The organism is Demequina activiva (genome assembly GCF_016862815.1).
GTDB lineage: Bacteria > Actinomycetota > Actinomycetes > Actinomycetales > Demequinaceae > Demequina > Demequina activiva.
The window spans coordinates 169,731-192,802 of record NZ_BONR01000003.1; the positions used below are offsets into that span (position 1 = coordinate 169,731).

20 protein-coding genes are annotated in these 23,072 nt (G+C 70.8%); 3 read left to right on the top strand and 17 right to left on the bottom strand.

Annotated elements, in window-relative coordinates:
• Position 1 precedes the first annotated feature (1 nt).
• From nuoL to Dac01nite_RS08295, 13 genes are read right to left on the bottom strand one after another with little or no spacing between them, the layout of a single operon-like run.
• Positions 2 to 1,882 carry an NADH-quinone oxidoreductase subunit L gene (gene nuoL / locus Dac01nite_RS08235; protein ID WP_203655751.1) on the bottom strand — a complete coding sequence of 627 codons (1,881 nt, stop codon included), beginning with the start codon at positions 1,880 to 1,882 and terminating at the stop codon, positions 2 to 4.
• Between the two features lie 4 nt (positions 1,883 to 1,886).
• Positions 1,887 to 2,186 (bottom strand): NADH-quinone oxidoreductase subunit NuoK, encoded by a 300-nt coding sequence (gene nuoK / locus Dac01nite_RS08240; protein ID WP_203655753.1) that lies wholly within the window; start codon positions 2,184 to 2,186, stop codon positions 1,887 to 1,889.
• Positions 2,183 to 2,986 carry an NADH-quinone oxidoreductase subunit J gene (locus tag Dac01nite_RS08245; RefSeq protein ID WP_203655755.1) on the bottom strand — a complete coding sequence of 268 codons (804 nt, stop codon included), beginning with the start codon at positions 2,984 to 2,986 and terminating at the stop codon, positions 2,183 to 2,185. The genes nuoK and Dac01nite_RS08245 overlap by 4 nt, the downstream gene beginning before the upstream one ends.
• Positions 2,979 to 3,665, bottom strand: a complete 687-nt coding sequence (nuoI, locus tag Dac01nite_RS08250) for an NADH-quinone oxidoreductase subunit NuoI (RefSeq protein WP_203655757.1) — start codon at positions 3,663 to 3,665, stop codon at positions 2,979 to 2,981. The genes Dac01nite_RS08245 and nuoI overlap by 8 nt, the downstream gene beginning before the upstream one ends.
• Positions 3,662 to 5,002, bottom strand: coding sequence for an NADH-quinone oxidoreductase subunit NuoH (gene nuoH, locus Dac01nite_RS08255; protein WP_203656157.1), 1,341 nt, complete (start codon positions 5,000 to 5,002; stop codon positions 3,662 to 3,664). Before nuoH ends, nuoI begins: the two co-directional genes overlap by 4 nt.
• Before the next feature lie 8 nt (positions 5,003 to 5,010).
• Positions 5,011 to 7,521 carry an NADH-quinone oxidoreductase subunit G gene (locus Dac01nite_RS08260; RefSeq protein WP_203655758.1) on the bottom strand — a complete coding sequence of 837 codons (2,511 nt, stop codon included), beginning with the start codon at positions 7,519 to 7,521 and terminating at the stop codon, positions 5,011 to 5,013.
• Positions 7,518 to 8,843, bottom strand: a complete 1,326-nt coding sequence (gene nuoF / locus Dac01nite_RS08265; RefSeq protein ID WP_203655760.1) for an NADH-quinone oxidoreductase subunit NuoF — start codon at positions 8,841 to 8,843, stop codon at positions 7,518 to 7,520. Before nuoF ends, Dac01nite_RS08260 begins: the two co-directional genes overlap by 4 nt.
• On the bottom strand, positions 8,840 to 9,493 hold the full coding sequence (gene nuoE, locus Dac01nite_RS08270) for an NADH-quinone oxidoreductase subunit NuoE (RefSeq protein ID WP_203655762.1): 654 nt from the start codon (positions 9,491 to 9,493) through the stop codon (positions 8,840 to 8,842). Before nuoE ends, nuoF begins: the two co-directional genes overlap by 4 nt.
• Positions 9,490 to 10,833 carry an NADH-quinone oxidoreductase subunit D gene (locus tag Dac01nite_RS08275; RefSeq protein WP_203655763.1) on the bottom strand — a complete coding sequence of 448 codons (1,344 nt, stop codon included), beginning with the start codon at positions 10,831 to 10,833 and terminating at the stop codon, positions 9,490 to 9,492. Before Dac01nite_RS08275 ends, nuoE begins: the two co-directional genes overlap by 4 nt.
• Positions 10,830 to 11,525, bottom strand: coding sequence for an NADH-quinone oxidoreductase subunit C (locus Dac01nite_RS08280; protein ID WP_203655784.1), 696 nt, complete (start codon positions 11,523 to 11,525; stop codon positions 10,830 to 10,832). Before Dac01nite_RS08280 ends, Dac01nite_RS08275 begins: the two co-directional genes overlap by 4 nt.
• Positions 11,522 to 12,073 (bottom strand): NADH-quinone oxidoreductase subunit B, encoded by a 552-nt coding sequence (locus tag Dac01nite_RS08285; protein ID WP_203655787.1) that lies wholly within the window; start codon positions 12,071 to 12,073, stop codon positions 11,522 to 11,524. Before Dac01nite_RS08285 ends, Dac01nite_RS08280 begins: the two co-directional genes overlap by 4 nt.
• 6 nt (positions 12,074 to 12,079) lie before the next feature.
• Entirely contained in the window at positions 12,080 to 12,442 is a 363-nt protein-coding gene (locus Dac01nite_RS08290) for an NADH-quinone oxidoreductase subunit A (protein WP_203655789.1), read from the bottom strand.
• Positions 12,443 to 12,488: 46 nt separating this feature from the next.
• Positions 12,489 to 13,772 carry a geranylgeranyl reductase family protein gene (locus Dac01nite_RS08295; protein WP_239066585.1) on the bottom strand — a complete coding sequence of 428 codons (1,284 nt, stop codon included), beginning with the start codon at positions 13,770 to 13,772 and terminating at the stop codon, positions 12,489 to 12,491.
• Positions 13,773 to 13,883: 111 nt separating this feature from the next.
• Here Dac01nite_RS08295 and Dac01nite_RS08300 point away from each other — a divergent pair, with 111 nt between their 5' ends.
• On the top strand, positions 13,884 to 15,140 hold the full coding sequence (locus Dac01nite_RS08300; protein ID WP_203655797.1) for an FAD-binding protein: 1,257 nt from the start codon (positions 13,884 to 13,886) through the stop codon (positions 15,138 to 15,140).
• Positions 15,141 to 15,152: 12 nt separating this feature from the next.
• Here Dac01nite_RS08300 and Dac01nite_RS08305 read toward each other — a convergent pair whose 3' ends face one another.
• From Dac01nite_RS08305 to Dac01nite_RS08320, 4 genes are read right to left on the bottom strand one after another with little or no spacing between them, the layout of a single operon-like run.
• On the bottom strand, positions 15,153 to 15,476 hold the full coding sequence (locus tag Dac01nite_RS08305; protein WP_203655799.1) for a hypothetical protein: 324 nt from the start codon (positions 15,474 to 15,476) through the stop codon (positions 15,153 to 15,155).
• 30 nt (positions 15,477 to 15,506) lie between these two features.
• Positions 15,507 to 16,118 (bottom strand): FHA domain-containing protein, encoded by a 612-nt coding sequence (locus Dac01nite_RS08310; RefSeq protein WP_203655801.1) that lies wholly within the window; start codon positions 16,116 to 16,118, stop codon positions 15,507 to 15,509.
• Between the two features lie 56 nt (positions 16,119 to 16,174).
• Positions 16,175 to 16,924, bottom strand: coding sequence for a hypothetical protein (locus Dac01nite_RS08315; RefSeq protein WP_203655803.1), 750 nt, complete (start codon positions 16,922 to 16,924; stop codon positions 16,175 to 16,177).
• Positions 16,921 to 17,475, bottom strand: coding sequence for a hypothetical protein (locus Dac01nite_RS08320; protein WP_203655805.1), 555 nt, complete (start codon positions 17,473 to 17,475; stop codon positions 16,921 to 16,923). The genes Dac01nite_RS08315 and Dac01nite_RS08320 overlap by 4 nt, the downstream gene beginning before the upstream one ends.
• A 92-nt stretch (positions 17,476 to 17,567) precedes the next feature.
• Here Dac01nite_RS08320 and Dac01nite_RS08325 point away from each other — a divergent pair, with 92 nt between their 5' ends.
• Together Dac01nite_RS08325 and Dac01nite_RS08330 are read left to right on the top strand one after the other, a co-directional pair.
• A complete protein-coding gene (locus Dac01nite_RS08325; RefSeq protein ID WP_203655807.1) occupies positions 17,568 to 18,704 on the top strand; it encodes a hypothetical protein in 1,137 nt (378 codons plus the stop codon).
• Between the two features lie 22 nt (positions 18,705 to 18,726).
• Complete coding sequence (locus Dac01nite_RS08330) at positions 18,727 to 23,034, top strand: type VII secretion EssC family protein (protein WP_203655809.1); 4,308 nt, start codon at positions 18,727 to 18,729, stop codon at positions 23,032 to 23,034.
• Positions 23,035 to 23,072: the final 38 nt, after the last annotated feature.

The following is a 23,072-nucleotide window of genomic DNA, read 5'->3' on the forward strand; positions in this document are numbered from 1 at the left end:
CTTAGAGACCCCCCACCACGATGACGGCGACGACGATGACGAGACCCACGAGCATCGTCGCGGCATAGGAACGCACCTGTCCGTTCTGGAGGCGACGGGACGCCTCGCCCAGGCCGGCCCAGCCTCGCGCCTGCTTGTTGACGGCACCGTCGACGACGGTGGCGTCCACGTAGACCAAGGTCCGTGTGAGGTGCTGGCCGGGGCGCTGCACCACGGCTCGATTGACCGAGTCCTGGAAGAAGTCGTTGCGCGCGGCGAGCGTGGCCAGGGACGCCGAGGGCGCCGTCTCCGGCACCTCGGCGCGGCCGTACCTGAGCCATGCGAGCAGACCGCCGGCGGCGACCAGGATGAGGGTGAGGGCGATCAGCACCGGCACGGGCAGCACGGGCTCGTGGTGCTCGGCGTGGCCGGTCACGGGCTCGAGCCAGTGAGTGAAGCGATCACCCATCGCGAGGAACAGGCCCAGGAAGGCGGAGCCCACGGCGAGGATCATCATGGGCACGGTCATGAGAGCGGGGCTCTCGTGCGGGTGCACCTCGTCGGTCCAGCGGGCCTTGCCGTGGAACGTCATGAAGAACAGACGCGACATGTAGAAGGCCGTCAGGCCGGCGCCGATGAGCGCTGCGCCCCCGAACACCCAGGGCTGCCAGCCCTCGCCCACGAAGGCCGCCTCGATGATCTTGTCCTTGGAGAAGAAGCCGGAGAACGGCGGCACGCCGAGGATCGCGAGCCACCCGAGGCCGAACGTCACCCAGGTGACCACCATGGCGCCCTTGAGCGCGCCGAACCGGCGCATGTCGACCTGATCGTTCATCGCATGCATCACCGAGCCTGCGCCCAGGAACATGCCGGCCTTGAAGAAGCCGTGCGTGACCAGGTGGAAGATCGCGAAGGCGTAGCCGATGGGACCCAGTCCCGCGGCGAGCATCATGTAGCCGATCTGCGACATGGTCGAGGCGGCGAGCGCCTTCTTGATGTCGTCCTTGGCCATGCCGATGAGCGCACCCAGGATGAGCGTGAACGCGCCGACGGCGGCGACCACCACCTGGGCGTTGGGCGCACCGTTGAAGATGGGGGCCGAGCGGACGATCAGGTACACACCAGCGGTCACCATGGTCGCGGCGTGGATGAGCGCGGACACGGGTGTGGGGCCCGCCATCGCGTCTCCCAGCCAGGACTGCAGCGGGAACTGCGCGGACTTGCCGCATGCGGCGAGCAGCAGCATGAGGCCGATGGCCGTCAGCTGCGCCGTGGTCGCCTCCGGTGCCTGCGACAGCACGGAGTCGAAGTCGAGCGCACCGAAGTAGCTGAACATGAGGCCCATCGCGAAGATGAGCCCCAGGTCGCCGATGCGGTTGACGAAGAACGCCTTGTTGGCGGCGGTCGCGTACTCGCGCTTGAAGTTCCAGAAGCCGATGAGCAGGTACGAGGCGAGGCCCACGCCCTCCCAGCCGACGAACAGCAGCAGGTAGGAGTCGGCGAGCACCAGCAGCAGCATCGCGGCCACGAACAGGTTCAGGTACGCGAAGAAGCGGCGGCGGTCCGCATCGTGCTCCATGTATGCCACGGAGTAGACGTGGATGAGCGTGCCCACGAACGTGATGAGCAGCACGAACGTCATCGACAGCGGGTCCACCAGCAGGCCGGCGTCGAGGTTCAGCTCCCCGCCGGGGATCCACGAGAACAGGTGCACGCTGGTGGCGCGCTCCTCGGACTCGAGGCCCAGCATCTGCAGGAAGGCGACGAAGCCCACGACGAACGCCGTGCCCGAGGCGGCGACGCCCAGCCAGTGGCCCCAGGCGTCGGCCCTGCGGCCGGCCAGCAGCAGCACTGCCGCGCTCGCCAATGGCACAGCGATGAGCAGCCAGGTCAGAGTCAGCATTCCGTTACCCCTTCAGCTCGGCGGGCTCGTCGAGCGAGATGGTCTGGCGGGCGCGGAACAGCGCGATGATGATCGCGAGGCCCACCACCACCTCAGCGGCGGCGACGACCATGACGAAGAACGCCATGACCTGACCGTCGAGCTGACCGTGGATGCGCGAGAACGCGACGAGCGCGAGGTTCGCGGCGTTGAGCATGAGCTCGACGCCCATGAAAGCGACGATCGCGTTGCGGCGCAGCAGCACCGCCGCAGAGCCGATCGAGAACAGGATCGCGGCGAGGATCACGAAGTTGATGGGGTTCACTTCTGGTCCTCCTCGCCGATGCGGGGGGTGCGCTCGTCGCTGTCCGCCGAGGGCGCGCCGTTGGGGAGCTGAGAGTCCTCGGGGTTCGAGGTGTTCTCCAGTCGCGTGCGGAACTCGTCGCCGTCGGACATCTGGTGACGCGCCTCGAGCACGCGGGACACCGAGTGCTCGATGGGCTTGCCCTCCGGGTCGCGGGCCGGGACGTCGAGGGCGTTGTGGCGTGCGAACACGCCAGGCATGGGCTTGTTGACCGGGTCGGCGCCCGCGAGCACGCGCGCCGCCTGCACCTCGGACTGGGTGCGGCGCGGGGTCAGGCGCGGGGTGTGCGTCATGATGAGCGCGCCCACCGCGGCGGTGATGAGCAGCGCGCCCAGCACCTCCATCACCAGGACGTAGCGGCCGAACAGCACCAGGGCGATCTCCTCGGGGTTGCCCACGCGGGCCGCCTGCGGAGCGATCGACACGCGGCCCAGGACGGAGATGAGCAGGAACGCGATGCCGCCTGCCGTGAAGAAGGCGATCCAGCGCTGGCCCTTGATGGTCTCCCTGGTGTCCTCGCGCTGGTCCACTCCGACGAGCATGAGGACGAACAGGAACAGCATCATGACGGCGCCGGTGTAGACGACGATCTGGACCACTCCCAGGAACGGAGCGTCGAGGCCCACGTACGCGGCGGCGAGCCCCACCATGACGCACACGATGGACATCGCGATGTGCACGGCCTTGCGGGCGAACAGCAGCGACAGCGCCGGCACCACGGTGAGGATCGCGACGACCCAGAACAGGACGGGGCTAACCACGACCGGCCTCCTGCTTCTGGTTCTCCGGCAGCGTCGGGTCCTCGGGACGGTGCTCGCGCACCCACTCCGTCTGCTCCTTCACGACCTTCGTGACGTCGCCCTTGTAGTAGTCGTCGTCGACCGTGCCGGGAACCATGGGGTGCGGCGCCTGCAGCATGCCGTCCTCGAGCGGCGCCAGCAGGTCCTGCTTCTCGTAGATGAGTCCCTCGCGGGTGGGGCCGGCGAGCTCGTACTCGTTGGTCATGGTCAGCGCGCGGGTGGGGCACGCCTCGATGCACAGCCCGCAGAAGATGCATCTCAGGTAGTTGATCTGGTAGACGCGTCCGTAGCGCTCACCGGGCGAGTACTGCTTGTCCTCGGTGTTGGAGTCCGCCTCGACGTAGATTGCGTCCGCAGGGCACGCCCACGCGCACAGCTCGCAGCCGATGCACTTCTCCAGCCCGTCCGCGTAGCGGTTGAGCTGGTGACGGCCGTGGTAGCGCGGCATGGCCGGCGTCTTCTTGTCCGGGTACTGCTCCGTCACGGTGGGACGGAAGAAGTTGCGCAGCGTCACGCCGAAGCCCGCGACCGGCGCGAAGGCGCGGCCCACGGGGCCGTACTGGGGGAAGTTCGACTCGAAGCGCTGCGCCTCGCCGTCGCGCTCGCGGTTGACCTTCCAGACGTCGTCGGACTCGCTCATGCGGACGCGTCTCCTTCCGTGTCGGTGCCACCGGTGCGCGCCTCGACGGTGCGTCCGGAGCGGGGCGAGGGCGGCAGGCTCTGATGGGGCAGCGGGGGAACCGGGTAGCCGCCCGCGAAGGCGTCGAGCTCCTCCGGCTCCGGCGGCGCCTCCTCGATGGGCTCGCCCTTGAGGAAGCTGACGACCGCGATGGTGAGCAGCACGGCGACCACGCCCGCCACCGCATCGTAGACGTTGAGGTCACGGCCCCAGGCGGCGAAGGCCTCGCGGCCCACGGCGAAGAAGACCAGCCAGCCCAGGCCGACGGGGATCAGCACCTTCCAGCCGAACTTCATGAACTGGTCGTAGCGGAAGCGCAGGAGCGACCCGCGGATCCACACGAACACGAACATCAGCAGCCAGATCTTGAGGATGAGCCACAGCGGCGGGAACATCCCGGAGTTCAGGAACTCGGCGCCGGCCCACGAGGTGGGCCACGGGGCTCGCCATCCGCCCATGAACAGCGTCGCGGCCACCGCGGACACGTTGATCATGTTCATGTACTCCGCGAGGAAGAACCACGCGAACTTCATGGACGAGTACTCGGTCATGAAGCCGGCGACCAGCTCGCCCTCCGCCTCGGGGAGGTCGAAGGGGAGGCGGTTGGTCTCGCCCACCATCGAGATGACGTAGAGGATGAACGCCGGGAACAGCGGCCAGATCCACCAGCGGTCGGTCTGCGCCTCGACGATGCCGGAGGTCGACATGGTGCCCGAGAGCAGGAACACCGTGACGAGCGACAGGCCCATCGCGAGCTCGTAGGAGATCACCTGCGCGGTCGAGCGGATCGAGCCCATGAGCGGGTAGGTCGAGCCCGATGCCCAGCCACCCAGGACGATGCCGTACACGCCCAGCGCGGCGCACGCCAGGATGAACAGCACCGCGACGGGGAAGTCGGTGAGCTGCAGCGGCGTGTGGATGTCCGTGCCCGGGATGTGCGTGACAGGTCCGAAGGGGATCACGGCGAAGATCAGGAACGCGCAGAACACGGAGATCGCAGGCGCGATGATGTACAGCACCTTGTCGGCGGCGCGGACGGTGATGTCCTCCTTGAACAGGAGCTTCATCGCGTCCATCACGGACTGGAGCAGACCGAACGGGCCGTGGCGGTTGGGTCCGGGCCGCTCCTGCAGGCGACCGATCACGCGCCGCTCGAACCACACGGCGAACAGCACGGACGTCAGCAGGAAGACCAGGATGATGACCGCCTTGACGATCGACATCCACAGCGGGTCGTTCGCCAGGGCCTCCGCGTTGGTGAGGTCCTCGACAGCGGCGTCCGCGAGCAGCGCGCTCATCGACGTCATCAGATGCCCCCCTTCACGCTCACGCGTGCACCGGGCTCGACGCCCAGCTCCTGAGCGACCCACGACCCGGGCGACTTCGCCGGGAGCCAGACCACGCCATCGGCCATGGGAGTGATGACCACGGGCAGCTCGATCGAGCTGCGACGCTCACCGGAGACCGTGACCACGCCGTCCTTCACGCCGATGCGCTCGGCCGTGGCCTGCGACAGTCGCGCCACGGCGGTGCGGCCGGTGCCGGCGAGGTAGGGCTCGCCGTCCTGCAGCGCGCCCTCGTCGACCAGCAGGTGCCACGAGGCCAGCACCAGCTCGTCGCTCGCGCCGGCGGAGGCCTTCGCAGCCTTGGCGGTGGGCGCCTTGACGCGTTCGCCCTTGCCCGCAGCGCCCAGGGCGGCCAGCTGCTCGTTCACGTCGCTGACGGTGCCGACCTTGAGGTCCACGCCCAGCTCGCGTGCAAGGAAGTCCAGGGCGCGGTGATCGGAGATCGCGTCCGTGCGGATCGCGGTGGCGAAACCGCGCAGGCGGCCCTCCCAGTTGACGAACGTGCCGGGCTTCTCCGACGGCGGCGCGACCGGAAGCACCACGTCCGCGTACTGCGCTACCTCGGTGCGGCGCACCTCGAGGCTCACCACGAAGCCCACCCGGTCCAGCGCCTTGCGCAGGTCAGCGGTCAGGTCGGACGGCGTGACGCCGCCCACCACGAGGGCGTCCAGCTGGCGCGCGGCGGCCGCCGCGATGATGGCGTCCGCGTCGCGGCCGTCCGTCTCGGGCAGCCCGTCCACGCCCCAGGCGTCCGCGACGGCCTGACGGGCCGATGCGCTCGCGGCATCGCGTCCGCCCGGCAGCAGTCCCGGCAGGGCGCCCGCCTCGAGCGCTCCGCGCTCTCCGGCGCGGCGGGGGATCCATGCCAGTCGTGCTCCGGTGCGCTTGGCGAGGCGAAGCGCCTCGGACAGTGCCCCCGGAGAGCCGGCGAGGCGCTCGCCCAGCACGATGACAGCACCGTCCTGGCCCAGCGCATCGGCCGTCTCGGTACCGGCCTTGATGGCTGCGAGGGCGGCTGCCTCGGCACCGGGAACGGTCTCGATCAGCGTGGCGGACAGCTTCTCCGCACCCCGGCTCAGGAAGGGCGCCACGGTGAGCACCTGCTGCGTGCCCCACGACTTGCGCAGGCGGAGGAACACCACGCCGCCCTCGTCCTCGGGCTCGAAGCCGGCGAGAAGCACCGCGGGAGCCTTCTCGAGGTCGCTGAACGTCACGCCCAGGCCGGTGCCCGCGACGGCGGCGCCCAGGAACGCCTGCTCCTCGTCCGAAGAGATGCGGGTGCGCGTGTCGATGTCGTTGGTGCCGAGCGCGACGCGCGCGAACTTCTGATACGCGTAGGCGTCCTCGAGGGTGATGCGTCCGCCCGGCAGCACGCCCACGCCCTTGGCCTTCTTGTCAGCGGCGGTGCCGGTGCGACCGGCCGCGGCGCGCAGGCCCTCGGCCGCGCGTGCGATCGCAGCGGGCCACGAGGCCTCGTGCAGCTCGCCGTCCTCGCCTCGCACCAGGGGGCGCGTGAGACGGTCGGACAGGTTCTGCCACGCGAAGGCGAAGCGGTCCTTGTCCGTGATCCACTCCTCGTTCACCACCGGGTCGTTGTCCGAGAGCCGGCGCAGGATCTTGCCGCGACGGTGGTCCGTGCGGATGGCCGCGCCGGACGAGTCGTGCTCGGAGATGCCGGGGGCGCTCACCAGGTCGAAGGGACGCGACCGGAAGCGGTAGGCAGCGGAGGTGAGGGCACCGACCGGGCAGATCTGCACGGTGTTGCCGGAGTAGTACGAGGAGAAGGCCTTGCCGGACTCGTCCTCGGCGGCCACGCCGATGGGCTCGTAGCCGTCGAAGTTCAGCACCTCCTCGTTGAAGGTGCCGATCTGCTGCATCGCGCCGCGGTTCTGCAGGTCGATGAAGGCGTCGCCGGCGATCTCCTTGGAGAAGCGGGTGCAGCGCTGGCACAGCACGCAGCGCTCGCGGTCGAGCAGGATCTCCGAGCTCAGGGCGAGAGGCTTCTCGAACACCCGCTTGACGTCGATGAAGCGCGACTCGGGGCGTCCGTGGCTGAGCGCCTGGTTCTGCAGCGGGCACTCGCCGCCCTTGTCGCACACCGGGCAGTCCAGCGGGTGGTTGATGAGCAGCAGCTCCATCACGCCCTCCTGGGCGCGCTTGGCGTCGTCGGAGGTGTGCTGCGTGTTGACGATCATGCCGTCCATCGCCTGCATCGTGCACGAGGCCTGGGGCTTGGGGAACGCTCGCACGTTGCCCTCGCGGTCGGGGGCCGCGACATCCACCAGGCACTGGCGGCACGCGCCGGCGGGCGCCAGCAGCGGGTGGTCGCAGAAGCGGGGGATGTCGATGCCTACCTGCTCGGCGGCGCGAATGATGAGGGTTCCCTTGGGGACCGTCACCTCCGTGCCGTCGATGGTCAGGGTGACGGTCTCGACGGCCTCGGACGTGGCCGTGTCCGCGGTCGAGGTCATGCGTGCGCCTCCTCGGCGGTCTCAGCAGATGCGTAGTCGAACAGTGCCGCGGCGCTGTGGTCGAACGGGCACCCGCCCTGCTGCACGTGAGCCTCGTACTCCTCGCGGAAGAGCTTCACGGAGCTGGTGATGCAGCTGGTCGCGCCGTCTCCCAGCGCGCAGAACGAGCGTCCCAGGATCGAGTCGCAGGTGTCCAGCAGCTGCTGGATGTCGGCGTCCGTGCCGTGGCCGTCCTCGAGGCGCTCCAGGATCTGGGCGAGCCAGAAAGTGCCCTCGCGGCACGGCGTGCACTTGCCGCACGACTCGTGCTTGTAGAACTCGGTCCAGCGCGTGACGGCACGCACCACGCAGGTGGTCTCGTCGAAGATCTGCAGCGCACGGGTGCCCAGCATCGAGCCTGCCGCGCCCACGGACTCGTAGTCCAGGGGCGTGTCCAGGTGCTCCGCGGTGAACAGCGGCGTCGACGAGCCGCCCGGGGTCCAGAACTTCAGCTCCTTGCCGCCGCGCATGCCGCCGGCCATGTCGATGAGCTCGCGCAGGCTGATGCCCAGCGGAGCCTCGTACTGGCCGGGCTTGTTGACGTGGCCCGACAGCGAGAACAGGCCCATGCCCTTGGAGCGCTCGGTGCCCATCGACGTGAACCAGTCCACGCCCTTGTCCACGATCGACGGGACGGACGCGATCGACTCGACGTTGTTGACCACGGTGGGACGCGCGTAGAGGCCCTCGACCGCGGGGAACGGCGGCTTGAGGCGCGGCTGGCCGCGACGGCCCTCGAGCGAGTCGAGCAGCGCCGTCTCCTCGCCGCAGATGTAGGCGCCCGCGCCGGCGTGCACGGTGACGTCCAGGTCGTAGCCGCTGCCGTGGATGTCCTTGCCCAGGTGGCCGGCCTCGTAGGCCTCACGCACCGCCTGCATCAGGCGCCGGTACACGTGGACAACCTCGCCACGCAGGTAGATGAAGGCGTGGTTGCAGCCGATCGCGAACGACGTGATCGCCACGCCCTCGACCAGCACGTGCGGGGCGGACAGCATGGTGGGGATGTCCTTGCAGGTACCCGGCTCGGACTCGTCCGCGTTGACCACCAGGTAGCGAGGCTTGCCGTCGTCGGGAGGCAGGAAGCCCCACTTCATCCCGGTGGGGAAGCCGGCGCCGCCACGGCCGCGCAGGCCGGAGTCCTTAACGGCCTGGATGATGTCCGCGGGCGGCATGCCGAGCGCCTTCTTGAGCGCGCCGTAGCCGCCGTGCTCCTCGTAGGTGCCGAGCTTCCACGACTGCTCGGCGTCCCACGTGGCGCTCAGTACGGGGGTCAGATCGGTCACTTGGACGCCTCCCAGCCCTGCTCGCGGGCCACCTTCAGTCCCACCACGGTGGGCTCGCCGATGCCCTGGTCCTCATCCGCGCGGCCGTCCTCGAAGCCTGCGAGCACGCGCGAGACCTCTTTGAACGGCGCGACCTTCGCGGAGCCGCGCGTGGGAACCACGTCGCGCCCCTCGAGGATGTCGTCGACCACGCGCAGCGCGCGGTCCGGCGTCATGTTGTCGAAGAACTCCCAGTTGACCATCATCACCGGTGCGTAGTCGCACGCGGCATTGCACTCGAGTCGCTCGAGGGTGATCTTGCCGTCCGGGGTGGTCTCGTCGTGGCCCACGCCGCAGTGCTCGCTCACACGGCGCCAGATCTCGTCGCCGCCCATGATCGCGCACAGGGTGTTGGTGCACACGCCCACCTGGTACTCGCCGTTGGGGCGGCGCTTGTACTGGGTGTAGAACGTCGCCACCGCGCTCACCTCGGCGCTCGTGAGCTCGACCTGCGTCGCGCAGAAGGCGATGCCGTCAGGGCTCACGTAGCCGTCCACCGACTGCACGAGGTGCAGCAGGGGCAGCAGCGCCGAGCGCCGGACCGGGTAGCGGCCCAGGATCTCCGCGGCGTCCTTCTCCAGCTGCGCGAGGGTGTCTGCTGCATAGGTCATCGGTCCACGCCTCCCAGCACCATGTCGATCGAGGCGATGGCCACGACGACGTCGGCCACCTGGCCGCCCTCGCACATGATCCCCAGCGCCTGCAGGTTGTTGAAGCCCGGGTCGCGGAAGTGCGCACGCCACGGCTTGGTGCCGCCGTCCGAGACCAGGTGCACGCCGAGCAGCCCCTTGGGCCCCTCGATGGCCTGGTACACCTGCCCCGCGGGGACCTCGAAGCCCTCGGTCACCAGCTTGAAGTGGTGGATCAGGGCCTCCATGGACTCGCCCATGATGTGACGGATGTGGTCGAGCGAGTTGCCCTGGCCGTCCGCGCCCAGTGTGAGCTGAGCCGGCCACGCGATCTTCTTGTCCGCGACCATGACGGGGCCGTCGCCCAGCTGCTCGAGACGGTCCGCGCACTGCGCGACGATCTTGAGGGACTCGTAGCACTCCTCCATGCGCAGCATCACGCGAGCCCAGGCGTCCTGATCCGTCGACGTGGGCACCTGGAAGTCGTAGGTCTCGTAGCCGCAGTAGGGCTCGGACTTGCGCAGGTCGTAGGGCAGCCCGGTCGCACGCAGCATGGGGCCGGTGATCCCCAGCGCCATGCACGCGGAGAGGTTGAGCTCGGCGACGTTCTGGAGACGGAGCTTCAGGATGGGGTTGGCGCCCTGCAGCGCCATCAGCTCGTCGAGCTTGGCCTTGACCTTGGGGATCATCGCGCGGATCTGCGCGACGCCGTCCTCGGGCAGGCCCTGAGACACGCCGCCGGGGCGGATGTAGTTGTTGTTGGTGCGCAGGCCCGTGATGGCCTCGATCACCCGGAAGGTCTCCTCGCGCGCCACGAACGCGGTGGTCATGATCGTGGTCGCGCCCAGCTCGTTGCCTCCGGTGCCGACCGCGACCAGGTGCGAGCCGATGCGGGTGAGCTCGGCCATGAGCACCCGCAGCACGGAGGCGCGCTCGGGGATGTCGTCGGTGATGCCGAGCAGCTTCTCGATGCCCAGGCAGTACGCGAGCTCCTGCGTCATCGACGCCACGTAGTCCATGCGGGTGCAGAACGTGACGCCCTGCGTCCACGTCCGGTACTCCATGTTCTTCTCGATGCCGGTGTGGAGATAGCCGATGCCGGCGCGGGTCTCCGTGACCGTCTCGCCCTCGATCTCGAGCATCACGCGCAGCACGCCGTGCGTGGAGGGGTGCTGGGGGCCCATGTTGACGACGATGCGCTGCTGGCCCAGGCGCTTGGCCTCCTCGACCACCTCTGACCAGTCGGCACCGTAGACGGTGTACTCGGGGGCGTCGGGGTCCTCGACGAAGGCGCGGGGCGCGTGCGGGGTCTGCGTGCTCATCGGTACTGCCTCCGCTCGTCGGGCGACGGGATCTCGGCTCCCTTGTACTCGACGGGGATGCCGCCCAGCGGGTAGTCCTTGCGCTGGGGGTGGCCCTGCCAGTCGTCGGGCATCTCGATGCGAGCCAGCGACGGGTGGCCGTCGAAGACGATGCCGAAGAAGTCCCAGGTCTCGCGCTCGTGCCAGTTGTTCATGGGGTACACGGACACGATCGAGGGGATGCGCGCATCGGCGTCCGGCACGGCGACCTCGAGCCGCAGGCGGCGGTTGTGGGTGATCGACTGCAGCGGGTACACCGCATGGAGCTCGCGGCTCGTGTCCGACGGGTAGTGCACGCCGGACACGCCCAGGCACATCTCGAAGCGCAGGTCCTGGTCGTCGCGCAGGTGGCGGCAGACGTCCACGAGGTGGTCGCGCTGGATGTACAGCGTGAGCTCGCCGCGGTCGACCACGACGTACTCGATGGCCTGGTCCGCCGCGTCTCCCAGCAGCTCGGTCAGGATGTCCACGACGCCGTCGAACCACTCGCCGTACGGTCGCTCCGAGGCGCCCGGCATCTGGACGCGCTCCACGAGGCCGTCGTAGCCCGAGGTGTCGCCCTTGGCGCCAAACATGCCCTCGCGCACGTTGATGAGCGTGAGAGGCTCCCGTCCCTGCGGTGCGAGTGCCTCGAGGTGCTTGTCGTCCGTCACCGCAGCAGCCCCTTCATGTCCGAGGTGGGCGTCGCCTGCAGGGCGGCGGCCTCGGCGGCCGCGGCGATCTCACGGCGGTTCGCGCCCATGGGACGGTCGCGCACCTGCTGCTGGAGCTCGAGCAGGGCGTGGAGGAGCATCTCCGGGCGCGGCGGGCAGCCGGGCAGGTAGATGTCGACCGGCACCACGTGGTCGACGCCCTGGACGATCGCGTAGTTGTTGAACATGCCGCCCGAGGAGGCGCAGACGCCCATGGACAGCACCCACTTGGGCTCGGCCATCTGGTCGTACACCTGGCGCACGATCGGCGCCATCTTGTTGGACACGCGACCGGCGACGATCATCATGTCCGCCTGCCGCGGCGAGCCGCGGAAGACCTCGGAGCCCAGGCGCGAGATGTCGAAGCGCGGGGTTCCCGTCGCCATCATCTCGATCGCGCAGCAGGCCAGGCCGAAGGTGGCCGGCCACAGCGAGCCCGCTCGCATGTAGCCGACGAACTTCTCGACCGTGCCCAGCATGAACGGAGGTGCACTCTCTTCGATTCCCATGTCAGATCAGTCCCACTCGAATCCGCCGCGGCGCCACTCGTACACGAACGGGATCGTGATGAGGGCGAGGAAGGTCATGGTCGCGATGAGCCCGAACCACCCGAGCGCGTCGTGAGCGACGGCCCAGGGGTACAGGAACACGACCTCGATGTCGAAGACGATGAAGGTCATCGCCACCAGGTAGTACTTGATGGGCACGCGCCCGCCGCCCAGAGCTCCGGGGGTGGGCTGAAGGCCGGACTCGTACTTGTCCACCTTCGCCGCGTTGTACCGCTTGGGCCCGCCCACGAGGGAGCTGACCACGAGGCCGGCAGCCGCCATGAGGGCGGCGATGACGACCATCACCACGATAGGCACGTACGGATTCACGCGTTCGCTCCCCTGTCGTTCTCGTATCCTTCGGCCCGACCGCGCCTCATGCCGCTGGCGCGATCCGGGTGAGGGTGGCCATCAGCCTGTCGGCCCAATCGCCGCCGCGCGGTTCATACACATCTGCCAAGAGTTTATGCGTAAACCGCATGACCACGGGCCGTGGCAGACCATACCGGGTGCAGGCCTTCATGACGGACGGGTTCGCGATGAGGCTGGCAAACACCCGGCCCAGGCTGTAGTAGCCGCCCAGGTCCTCCTTCATGCGGTCCGCGTAGGCCGCGAGCGCGGCCTCCTTGGCGGCATCGTCCGAGGCCTCGCGCCAGGCCACGGCCTGCTCGGCGGCGCGGCGTGCGGCCTGCATGGCGTACGCGATGCCCTCGCCGTTGAACGGGTTGACCATGCCGCCCGCATCCCCGATGAGCATGAGGCCCGGCACGTAGTGCGGCTGGCGGTTGAACGCCATGGGGATGGCGGCTCCCTGGACCTTCTCGACCGGCGCGTCGGCGTCGAAGCCCCAGCCCTCGGTGCCGTGGCGGACCCAGCCGTCGAACAGCGCGCGGTGGTCAAGCTTGGACGGCGCGCCGCGAGGGCTGAGCGTGCCCAAACCCACGTTGGCGGTGCCGTCCCCCAGCGGGAAGATCCAGCCGTAGCCCGGCAGCAGCCGCGACTCGCCGCGCGGGCCGTCCCAGATCTCGAGATGGCCCTCCATCCACTCCTCGTCGTGGCGTGCGGTCTCGAAGTACGTGCGCACGGCGACGCCCATGGGGCGGTTGTCGAGGCGCTCCATCCCCAGGCCCAGGGCGATGCGTGCGCTGACGCCGTCCGCCGCGATCACCAGCGGCGCGGAGTAGGTCACCTCGTCGCCCACCTTGCGGCCCTTCTCGTCCGTCTGCCGGGCGGTGACGCCGGTGACGCGGCCCGTGCGCTCGTCCCGCACGGCGCCGGTCACGAACCAGCCCTCGCGCACATCGGCGCCCGCGGTCCGGGCATGCTCGGCCAGCTTGTGGTCGAAGCTCGAGCGCGGCAGCGAGAGGCCATAGCTGGGGAAGGAGTCCTGCTCGTGCCAGGGGAACTCGAGGCGGTGGCCGCCGCCCACCATGCGCAGGCCCCAGTTGGGGATCCAGCCCTCCTCGCGCGGCGTGGGCAGGCCGATGAGCTCGAGCTCGCGCACGGCGCGGGGGGTGAGTCCGTCACCGCAGACCTTCTCGCGGGGGAAGCGGGACTTCTCGAGCGCGATGACGTCGAAGCCCTCCTGGGCCAGGTAGTGCGCGGCTGCGGAGCCGCCGGGTCCGGCGCCCACCACGATCACATCGGCCGCAAAATTCACGTCCCAAGCCTACGCGCTGTGAGGGTGTGGTCCCGTACGCGAAATGGCGCCCTCCCCGTTCAGAAAAAGCAACTCGCACGTATCTTTATTCGGGAACCGTAGGGTGACGGCATGAGCATCGGAGCCACCTGGGCCGGGACCCACACCTTCACCGCTGCCGCCCTGATCGAGGCGACCAGCATCGAGGACGTCGCACGCGCCGTCCGGGACACCCGCGGACCCGTCCGCGCGCTCGGCACCCGCCACAGCTTCAACGACCTCGCGGACACCGCCGGCACGCTCGTGACGGTGACCGGCATCCCGGCAGACCCCGTGCTCGACCACGACGCCCGCACCGTGACGGTCGGCGCGGGCACGCGCTACGGCGACCTCGCGACATGGCTCGAGTCCCGCGGATGGGCGCTGCACAACATGGGCTCCCTGCCCCACATCTCCGTGGGTGGAGCGGTCGCGACCGGCACCCACGGATCGGGCGTCACGAACGGCTGCCTGTCCGATGCGGTGGCGGCGCTGGAGTACGTCGATGCGTCCGGGGCGCTCGCCGTGTCCCGGCGCGGGGACCCAGGGTTCGAGGGCCTCGTGGTGGGGCTGGGCGCGTACGGGATCGCGGTGCGCATCACCCTCGACATCCAGCCCACCTACCTGGTGCGCCAGGACGTCTACCGCGGCCTGCCGTGGGACACCCTGCTCGCAGACCTGCCGGCCGTGATGGCCTCGGGCTACTCGGTCAGCGCATTCACCATGTGGGCCGAGCCGACGGTGCAGCAGGTGTGGCGCAAGACCCGCATCGGCGCCGGCGAGGAGCCCGCGGAGCGCTGGATGGGCGCACGCATCGAGCGACCCGAGGAGTCGGGCCTGGTCGACGTGCCGCCGGACAACCTCACCGTGAAGGGCGGAGTCGAGGGTGCGTGGCTCGAGCGGCTTCCTCACTTCCGGCTCGACTCGACGCCGTCCAACGGCGACGAGATCCAGACCGAGTACTTCGTCGCCCTGGAGGACGGCGCCGACGCGCTGCGGGCCGTCCGCGAGCTGGGTGAGGCCATCGCGCCCCACCTGCTCATCACGGAGCTGCGCACGGTGGCCGCGGACAGCCTGTGGCTGTCCGGGGCATACGGGCGCGACACGCTCGCGATCCACTTCACGTGGCGCAACGACGCCGCCGCCGTCGCCTCTCTGACGCCCCGGATCGAGGCCGCGCTGGCGCCGTTCGGAGCGCGACCCCACTGGGGCAAGGTGCACACCATGACGGCCGATGCGGTGGCGGCGGTCACGCCGCGGCTGGCCGACGCGAAGGCTCAGTTCGAGCGGCTGGACCCGGCGGGGCGGTTCGCGAACCAGCACCTGCGCAGGCTGGGCATCAGGGACTGAGGGCCCTCAGGGTCACCAGCCGGCGCGGCCCTGGCAGGTGTTGCCCAGCAGGTACATGCCGCGCTCCTTGTCGGAGAACACCTCCCAGACGCGTGCGCCGTCGCCGGCCTGCGCCGCGGCACGCATGTCGCGCAGCGTCTGCGTCCCGTGCCTGACCCAGCCGTCGGCCGAGGCCGGCAGCTCCGAGGGACGAGCCGCCTCGTTCGCGAGCAGCTGGTCCACCAGAGCCACCACCTCGGCGCCCTTGGCGGGGTCCGTCTGGATGTCGAACACGGCCGCCATCAGCTGCACCGTGGGCTCCTTCGCCGCCGCGCAGTAGTCGTCGATGCCTGCCATGGTGCTCCTTCGTGGGTGGGAGGTCGTGAACTAGCCGTCGAGCCGCGCCGTGAGGGTCGCGCGCACATCGCCGAAGGACAGCACGTCGCCGTGGCCGATCGCGAGCGGTGCACCGGCAGCGCACGTCGCCGTTCGGCCACCGCGCTCGACGCGGGTCCCGTTCGCCGATCCCAGGTCCTCGATGGTGAGCGCGTCGCCGCGGCGACGGATCACCGCATGGCTGCGCGACACCGTGCGGCTCGGGTCCTCGACGGCGATCGCATCCGCCCCTGCGTCCGGCGCGGGCCGCCGGCCGACGACCACGTCACGGGACAGCAGATGCTCGGCTCCATCGACCGCGAGCACCCACACGTAGGACGCCGCACCTGGGGGCGGGGCCGACGGCGATGCCACCGCGGGCTCGGGCGCGGCGCCCCCCGCGGATGGCGGGACGGCGACGGGCGCGGGGGACGCGGACGGCGCGGGCGGGGCCGGCGGCTCGGGCGCTCGAGGCTGCGGTGGCGCGGTGCTCTCCGAGCGATCGCTGCGAGAACCGGCGCCCACGGGCTCGGGACCCTGGCGCGTCACCAGCTGGCCGCAGTCCAGGCAGAACATGCTGTTGGGGCGCAGATCGCTGCCGCAGTACGAGCACTGTGCTGCCACGTTCGGTTCACTCCCCCTGGTTGCGAGTCGGACGAAAGTCTAGACGCACGCGACCCTCACTCGGTGTCGAGATCATCACACCCGGAGGCGATCGGAGCGGGTGGCGCGGACCACCGCGAGAACTCGACGGTCGCGGCACCCGACGGGTCCTCGAGCTCGATCCGTGACGGCACGGGCTGTCCCGTCGCGGAGACCTCGACGGTGCCGACCACGGCGCCTCCGGCGAGCACCTGGAAGGTCACCGACTGGCCGGTGTCGTCCACCTCCGCTCCTCCCAGCTCGGCGTCGCCCAGCAGCGTCTCGACGATGGCCCGCCCGCTGCCCAGCCACGCCCACTGCGCCCGCAGCGGATCGTCGGAAGCGAGGCACAGCCCCGCGGCGTCGGGCCGCCCGAGCGCTGACGCCGCAGCCGGGTCGGCCGCGATCCACAGCTCCTCGCCGGCGCCAGACAGCGCCACCGTCGCGCCCGACCACGTGGCGCTCGCGTCGAACGCACGCTCCGTCCCGGCGAACGTGAACGAGAAGGGGCTCTGCGTCACCGTGCCGTCCTCCCGAGTCGTCGAGCGCACCAGGGCGCCGGAGACCTCCGCAGACGTCTGGGCGTCGACCGCCGTCAGGATCGCGGCCTCGACGGTCGCGGAGGGCATCTCCTCGATCCCGTTGCGCTCGGCTGGCAGAGGCGTGGCCGGGATCGCGTCGAGACCCGCCGGAACCGAGGGAGAGGGCCCTGCCGGCGGCGCACTCGTGCTGCAGCCCGCGACGATGACGGCGGTGGCGAGCACCAGCGCCAGGCGGAGCGGGCTCACCCGTCGGACACGCAGATCATCGAGCCGCCGGCATCCTCGGCTCCGCTCGCGGCGGTCGGCACGGGCGCAGGCGGCTCGGAGACGGGCATCACCGCGAAGCACGTGCGCGGGGTGTAGAGCCCCGCGCTGAGCGGGATCCACGCGGTCTGGCCCTGCACCAGCTGGCTGAGATCCGCGGGTGCCTCGTCACCAGGGTCGTACGCGTACAGCGCGGCCCCGTCCGCGGCGCCGCTCCATGCCAGGGACACGGAGCCGTCGCCGGTCGTGATCGTCAGGCCGTCCACCGCGGCGGCCGCGTCGTCGTCCCCGAACGGGTCAAGCACCAGCAGCACCACCATCGCGACGATCGCGAGCACCGTCGTCACGATCGACACGATGAATGCGGGGTGACGGAACCAGCGGCGCCCCGCGCTCTGCGCCTCCTCGACCTCGGGCAGCACCCGCCGCGGAGACTCCAGTCGCACGCGCGCGGCCTGCGCGTCGCCGAACGGCAGGGCACGCCCTGCGTAGTCATCATGACTGACGCGGTGATGACCCTCAGGGGCGCTCATTGTTCCCTCACGTCCTGCCGGATAGACTCGCGGCGACCGTCGATCGCGGTGGGTGACACCAGCATCATAGGGGGACGCGGGAGGATGCCCGGATGAGCCGAGACGCGCACCCGCGTCGCCCAGGCGCGACCAGCCGGGCAGTCCTCGTCGCGGTCTGCGCAGGCGCGGTGATCGCTCTCGCACCTCCCGCTGGCGCGGCGCTCGAGCCGAACGCGGATGCCACCGATCCTGGCGCATCGGCCGCACCCGTCGACCCCATGACCATCGAGGTTCCCTACCTCGCCCAGGCGCAGGTCTCGATCAATGCGGCGTGGGACCTCGCCGCATGCCCGGCGGCTCCCGAGGGCGCGCCGGTCCAGGTGTCGTGCGAGGACCAGTCCGGCGGCGTGGTCGTCACCGCGAGCGCGTTCGACCCCGACGCAGGTCCATGGCCCTTCCCCATCGAGGTCACGACCGAGTCGGGCGACCCCCGCACCCTGGACTACACGCTCGCGCTGGCGCTGCCGGAGGCCCCGACGCCCGTCGCGGGGCCGTTCGAGTCGCCAGGAGTCGCCGGCGGGCGGACCCTCATCCCTCTCGCGGCGCTGGTCGCCGAGTGCACCTTCTGCTCGACCGGCGTGGCCGCGAGCGCGCAGGCCGTCGACCCCGAGGACGGGCCGGTGCGGGTGCGAGCCTGGATAGCCGAGCGACACCTGGTGATCGACGCGGACGCGGACGTCACGGAGGCCGTGATCGCCGTCACCGTCCGCGACGGGGCTCAGACGGCGTCACAGCCAGCGGAGATCACGGTGCCGCTCCTAGCCTCGCACGCGGAGGGCGGACATGGCCTGCACCTGGTGGTGCCCCTCCAGGAGACCGTCGCGTGGGACGCCGCAGACCTGGTCGCGGACCCGCTCGGCGCCCAGTGGAGCATCGTCGAGTGCCCCCCGACGGCCCGGGGTTCCGTGACCTGCACGGCCGACTCCGTGACGTTCACCCGCGGCGACGCTCCCGGCGACCTCGAGGATCAGGTGAGCGTCATCCTCACGGCTCCGGACGGGCGCTCCGCCGCCGCGAGCATCACCGTCTCCCCCACCGCCGAGTCCGTGCGCCTGGCCGGGGCCGCGCCCGTCGCCGGCGCGACCGCACCCCTGGCCACGCCGGCGCCGCCCAGCACCCCCACCCAGGACCCCGGCGCTGACGTTGGCATCCTGAGCGCCCTGTGGTCGCGCGTCCCCGTGCTGCCATGAACCCGTCCACCCGAGGAGTCCTGTGACCCGCCTGCGACTGACGACACCGAGCGATGACGGCTCGGACACCGCTCTCGACTGGCTCGTCGACGTCGACGACGGCACCACGGTCGAGGAGCTCGCTGCGGCGATTGGGGTCCAGCCCAGCGCCCTCGTGGGAGCGACGGGAACGGACCTCACCCTCCATGCGGCGGGCGTCGCCTCGGGCACCAACCTCGCGCGTCCGCACCACCTGCAGCCGGCGGGACAGCTGCGCCTCGAGATCGTGGGAGGTCCGCTGTCGGGGCACAGCGTCCCGCTCGTGCCGGGCCAGCGCCTCTCGATCGGCGCCGCCACCGACGCCGACGTCACGATCGACGACACCTACCTCGAGCCCATCCACGCGCACGTCACCCTCGACGCGCCCGAGGCGGGCGGTCCGCTGTCGCTCGTGATCGAACCCGCACCCGGCGCGCTCGTGGTGCGCAACGGCGTCACGGTCCACGAGGACCGCTTCACCACGGTTCCCGCGGACGTGGTGCAGATGGGCGCGCACATCATGCGCCTGGGCATGGCACCCGCGAGCGACGCGGACCTCACGCAGGACGAGACCGGGCTGCGCGGCTTCAACCGCCCGTCGCGGATCCTGCCGCGCACGGACGAGCCGATCGTCTCGCTCCCCGGAGAGCGTCCCGAGGAGGAGGAGGGCACGCCGCTGCCCTGGCTGTCCGCGATCGTGCCCGTGGTGCTGGGCGTCTCGATGGCGATGATCTTCGGGCGTGCCGTGATGCTGCTGATGGCCGCCGCGTCGCCCATCATGGTGGTCGGGTCCTTCCTCGCGAACCGCAAGCTCGCCCGCCGCCGCGGCGAGCGCACGGAGGCGACGTGGCGCGAGGAGATCCGCGACACCGAGGAGCGCATCGACTCGCTCGTGCGCGAGCAACGCATCCAGAGCTGGTACGACCAGCCCGACCCCGTCGTGATCCACGACACCGCGACCCGACCCACCGCCCGCCTGTGGGAGCGTCGCTACGACGATCCCGACGCGCTGCGCGTGCGCATCGGCGTCGCACAGGGCGACCTGCGCGTGAAGTTCGAGGGCGGCGGACAGAAGTTCCGCGAGCAGCCCCACAGCGCGGGTGTGTCACCCGAGCCGGTGTCGATCGACGCCGCACTGGGACCCATCGGGGTCGCCGGCACGGCGCACGCGACCCGGCTGGTGGCGCGAGCCGCGCTCGCGTCCGTCGCGACCCTGCGCTCGCCGCGCGACTGCCAGATCGTGGTCATCTGCGATGACGACCCCGACCAGTGGGCGTGGACCTCCTGGCTGCCGCACACCCACGAGGACGCGCGCCTGGGCGCCACCATCGGCAACACCGAGGACTCCCGACGCGAGCGCCTGCGCGAGCTCGCGGCGACGCTGCAGATGCGGCGCCTCGCCTCGGCTCAGGGCGTCGCTGCCGGATCGCACATCTTCGTGGTGCTCGACGGCGCTCGTCGCTACCGCATGCTCCCCGGCATGGTGGAGCTCCTCAAGCACGGCCACCACCACGGGATCTTCGTGCTCGCGCTCGACGACGACCGATCACGCCTTCCCGAGGAGGCCGCGACCGTGATCGAGATCGACCGCACGGACGCCGCCATGGCACGCGTCCAGTCACGGGGAGAGTTCCACGCTCGCGTGCTGCTCGACGGCATGTCGCTCGCCGCGGCGGAGGAGATCGCCAGAACGCTGTGCGGCTACCACCACATCAGCGGCATCGGCGATGACGGGGTGATGCCGCGCAGCGTCCGCTACGTCGACCTCCTGGGCGTCGACCTCGAGCGGCCGGAGCCGATCCTCGAGCGCTGGTCGCGCACCCCGCGCCAGACCTACGTCGTGGTGGGCGCCGATGCGGACGGCGAGGTGGCGATCGACCTCGCCACGGCGGGTCCGCACGCGCTGGTCGCGGGAACCACCGGATCCGGAAAGTCGGAGTTCCTCCAGACGCTCATCATCGCGCTCGCGATGGCCAACCGCCCCGATGCGCTCAACTTCGTGCTCGTGGACTACAAGGGCGGCTCCGCGTTCGCGGACTGCGAGCGCCTGCCCCACACGGTGGGCATGGTCACCAACCTCGACGCCCGCGAGACGGAGCGCGCGCTCGCGTCTCTCGAGGCCGAGCTCAAGCGCCGCGAGCGCGTGCTCAAGGACGAGATCGGCGCCAAGGACGTGGACGTCGCGTGGGCCAAGAACCCCGAGGCCGCCGCCGCCGCCGGCCTGGCGCGCCTGGTGCTCGTGATCGACGAGTTCGCGGAGCTCAAGACCGAGCTGCCTGACTTCATCAACGGACTGGTGCGCATCGCCCGCGTGGGTCGCTCCCTGGGCGTGCACCTGGTGCTCGCGACGCAGCGTCCCTCCGGCGCGGTGACGCCGGAGATGCAGTCCAACATCAACATGCGCGTCGCGCTGCGCGTCACGGACCAGGCGGACTCCTCGGATGTGCTGGGCTCCGGCGAGGCCGCTCTCATCAGCACCACCACGCCCGGCCGCGGGTACATCAAGGCCGGCGCCAACCAGGCTCCCACCGCCTTCCAGGCCGCTCGCGTCGCCGGGGTGCGACCGGGCACGGTGGCCGAGCACCGCGGCGCGCCCCCGGCGGCGCGGGTGGACTGGGAGGTGGTCGCCTACGCACTGCAGTTCCCGCCGGAGCAGGTGCGCGCCACGGCCAACGTCGACCACGACGACACCGACCTGCGCGCCCTGGTCAACGTGGTGCTCGCCGCCGCCGAGCGCGCCGGCATCCCCAAGAACGCGTCGCCGTGGCTCACGCCGCTGCCGCCGGTGCTCACGCTCGACCACTTCGTGGGCCAGCGGCTGCCGTCCGGGGCCCTCATCATCGGGCTCGAGGACATCCCCGGCGAGCAGCGCCAGGCCCCGCGCCTGTGGCACCTCCTCGACGACTCGCACATGCTGATCGCCGGCGGCGCGCGATCGGGACGCACCACGGCGCTGCGCTCCCTCATGCTCCAGATGGTCCAGCGCTTCTCCCCGCAGGACCTGCACCTGTACGGCATCGACTACGGCAACGGGGCGCTGCTGCCCTTCGACGCCGCTCCTCACACCGGTGCGATCGTCCCCGGGCTGGAGGCCGCACGCGTGTCACGTCTGCTCGACAGGCTGCTGGCTGAGCTCACCCGCCGCCAGGGACTGCTGTCCGCGGCCGGCGTGGGATCGCTCGCGGAGCAGCGGGCGCGAGAGAGCGACCCTGCCGCGCGCCTGCCCATCATCGCGATGGTCGTCGACGGCTGGGAGCGTGCCTCGGCCACCATGACTCCTGACGAGATGACCGCGCTGAGAGACAAGATGATGCGCATCGTGCGCGAGGGCCCCGCGACCGGGATGACGCTCGTGCTCAGCGGCGACCGCACGCTGCCCGCGGACCGCATCGCGGGCGCGGTCAACACCACGTACGTGCTGCCGATGCGCGACATCGCCGACTATCGCTCGGCGGGCATCATGATCCGCGAGCTGCCGGAGGACCTGCCCGCGGGCCGCGCCATGCACGGCGCCGACGGCCGGGAGCTCCAATGGGTGGTGCACTCGCCCGAGGTGTCGGGTGAGGCGCAGCACCGCCACGCGATCGACGTGATCGCGAGCGTCGCCTCCCACTGGAGCGCCGTGGCTCTCGCGACCCACCCCATGCGGGTGGACACGCTCCCCGGCCGCATCTCGCTCGCGGATGCCCTCGCGCTGCCCGCCGCCGAGGGCTGCGACCCTGCCAATCCCGTGGTGGCCGTGGGTGGCGACGAGCTGTCGCGCTTCACCGTCGACGTGGGCGCCGGTCAGCACCTGCTCGTCACCGGCGAGCGCGCGAGCGGGAAGTCGACGGTGCTGGCGGCACTGTGCACCCAGCTGGCGCGGCGCGGAGACTCCGTGCTCGCCGTGGCGCCGCGCTCGTCGCCGCTCGCGCAGGCTGCCGCCGCGGCCGGGGTGCCGGTGGTGACGGACACCGCGACCGATGCCGCGACGCTGGGCACGCCGCCGCCCGGTCGCACGGTGGTGCTCGTGGACGATGCGGACACCATCCGCGACACCCCGCTCGAGGCGGCGCTGATGATGGATGGCGCGAACCGCACGTACGTCGCGGCGGCGCGCACCGGCTCCGTCGCGACCGCGTTCAGCGGGCCCATCGCGGAGGCCAAGAAGGCCGCGCGAGGCATCGTCCTGCAGCCTGCGTCCAGCCTCCTGGGCACCCAGGCGCTGGGCCAGTCGATCCCCAAGGCCCTCGTGGGCCGCGGCACCCCGGGCGAGGGAGCGCTGTTCCTCGACGGCGACTACGTGGGGGTGCGAGTGCCGCTGCCTGAATGAGCGGTGCACGGCGCGGTCGCGGGCCGGACGTAGGCTGA

Bases quoted from the DNA above. Each gene is read 5' to 3' on its own strand.
- Dac01nite_RS08325 (WP_203655807.1), top strand. From the start codon at position 17,568: ATGAGCCGAGACGCGCACCCGCGTCGCCCAGGCGCGACCAGCCGGGCA.
- Dac01nite_RS08285 (WP_203655787.1), bottom strand. From the start codon at position 12,073: ATGGGAATCGAAGAGAGTGCACCTCCGTTCATGCTGGGCACGGTCGAG.
- nuoI (WP_203655757.1), bottom strand. From the start codon at position 3,665: ATGAGCGAGTCCGACGACGTCTGGAAGGTCAACCGCGAGCGCGACGGC.
- Dac01nite_RS08260 (WP_203655758.1), bottom strand. From the start codon at position 7,521: ATGACCTCGACCGCGGACACGGCCACGTCCGAGGCCGTCGAGACCGTC.
- Dac01nite_RS08275 (WP_203655763.1), bottom strand. From the start codon at position 10,833: ATGAGCACGCAGACCCCGCACGCGCCCCGCGCCTTCGTCGAGGACCCC.
- Dac01nite_RS08320 (WP_203655805.1), bottom strand. From the start codon at position 17,475: ATGAGCGCCCCTGAGGGTCATCACCGCGTCAGTCATGATGACTACGCA.
- nuoE (WP_203655762.1), bottom strand. From the start codon at position 9,493: ATGACCTATGCAGCAGACACCCTCGCGCAGCTGGAGAAGGACGCCGCG.
- nuoH (WP_203656157.1), bottom strand. From the start codon at position 5,002: ATGAGCGCGCTGCTCGCGGACGCCGCTGTCGAGGACCTCACCAACGCG.
- nuoL (WP_203655751.1), bottom strand. From the start codon at position 1,882: ATGCTGACTCTGACCTGGCTGCTCATCGCTGTGCCATTGGCGAGCGCG.
- Dac01nite_RS08300 (WP_203655797.1), top strand. From the start codon at position 13,884: ATGAGCATCGGAGCCACCTGGGCCGGGACCCACACCTTCACCGCTGCC.
- Dac01nite_RS08305 (WP_203655799.1), bottom strand. From the start codon at position 15,476: ATGGCAGGCATCGACGACTACTGCGCGGCGGCGAAGGAGCCCACGGTG.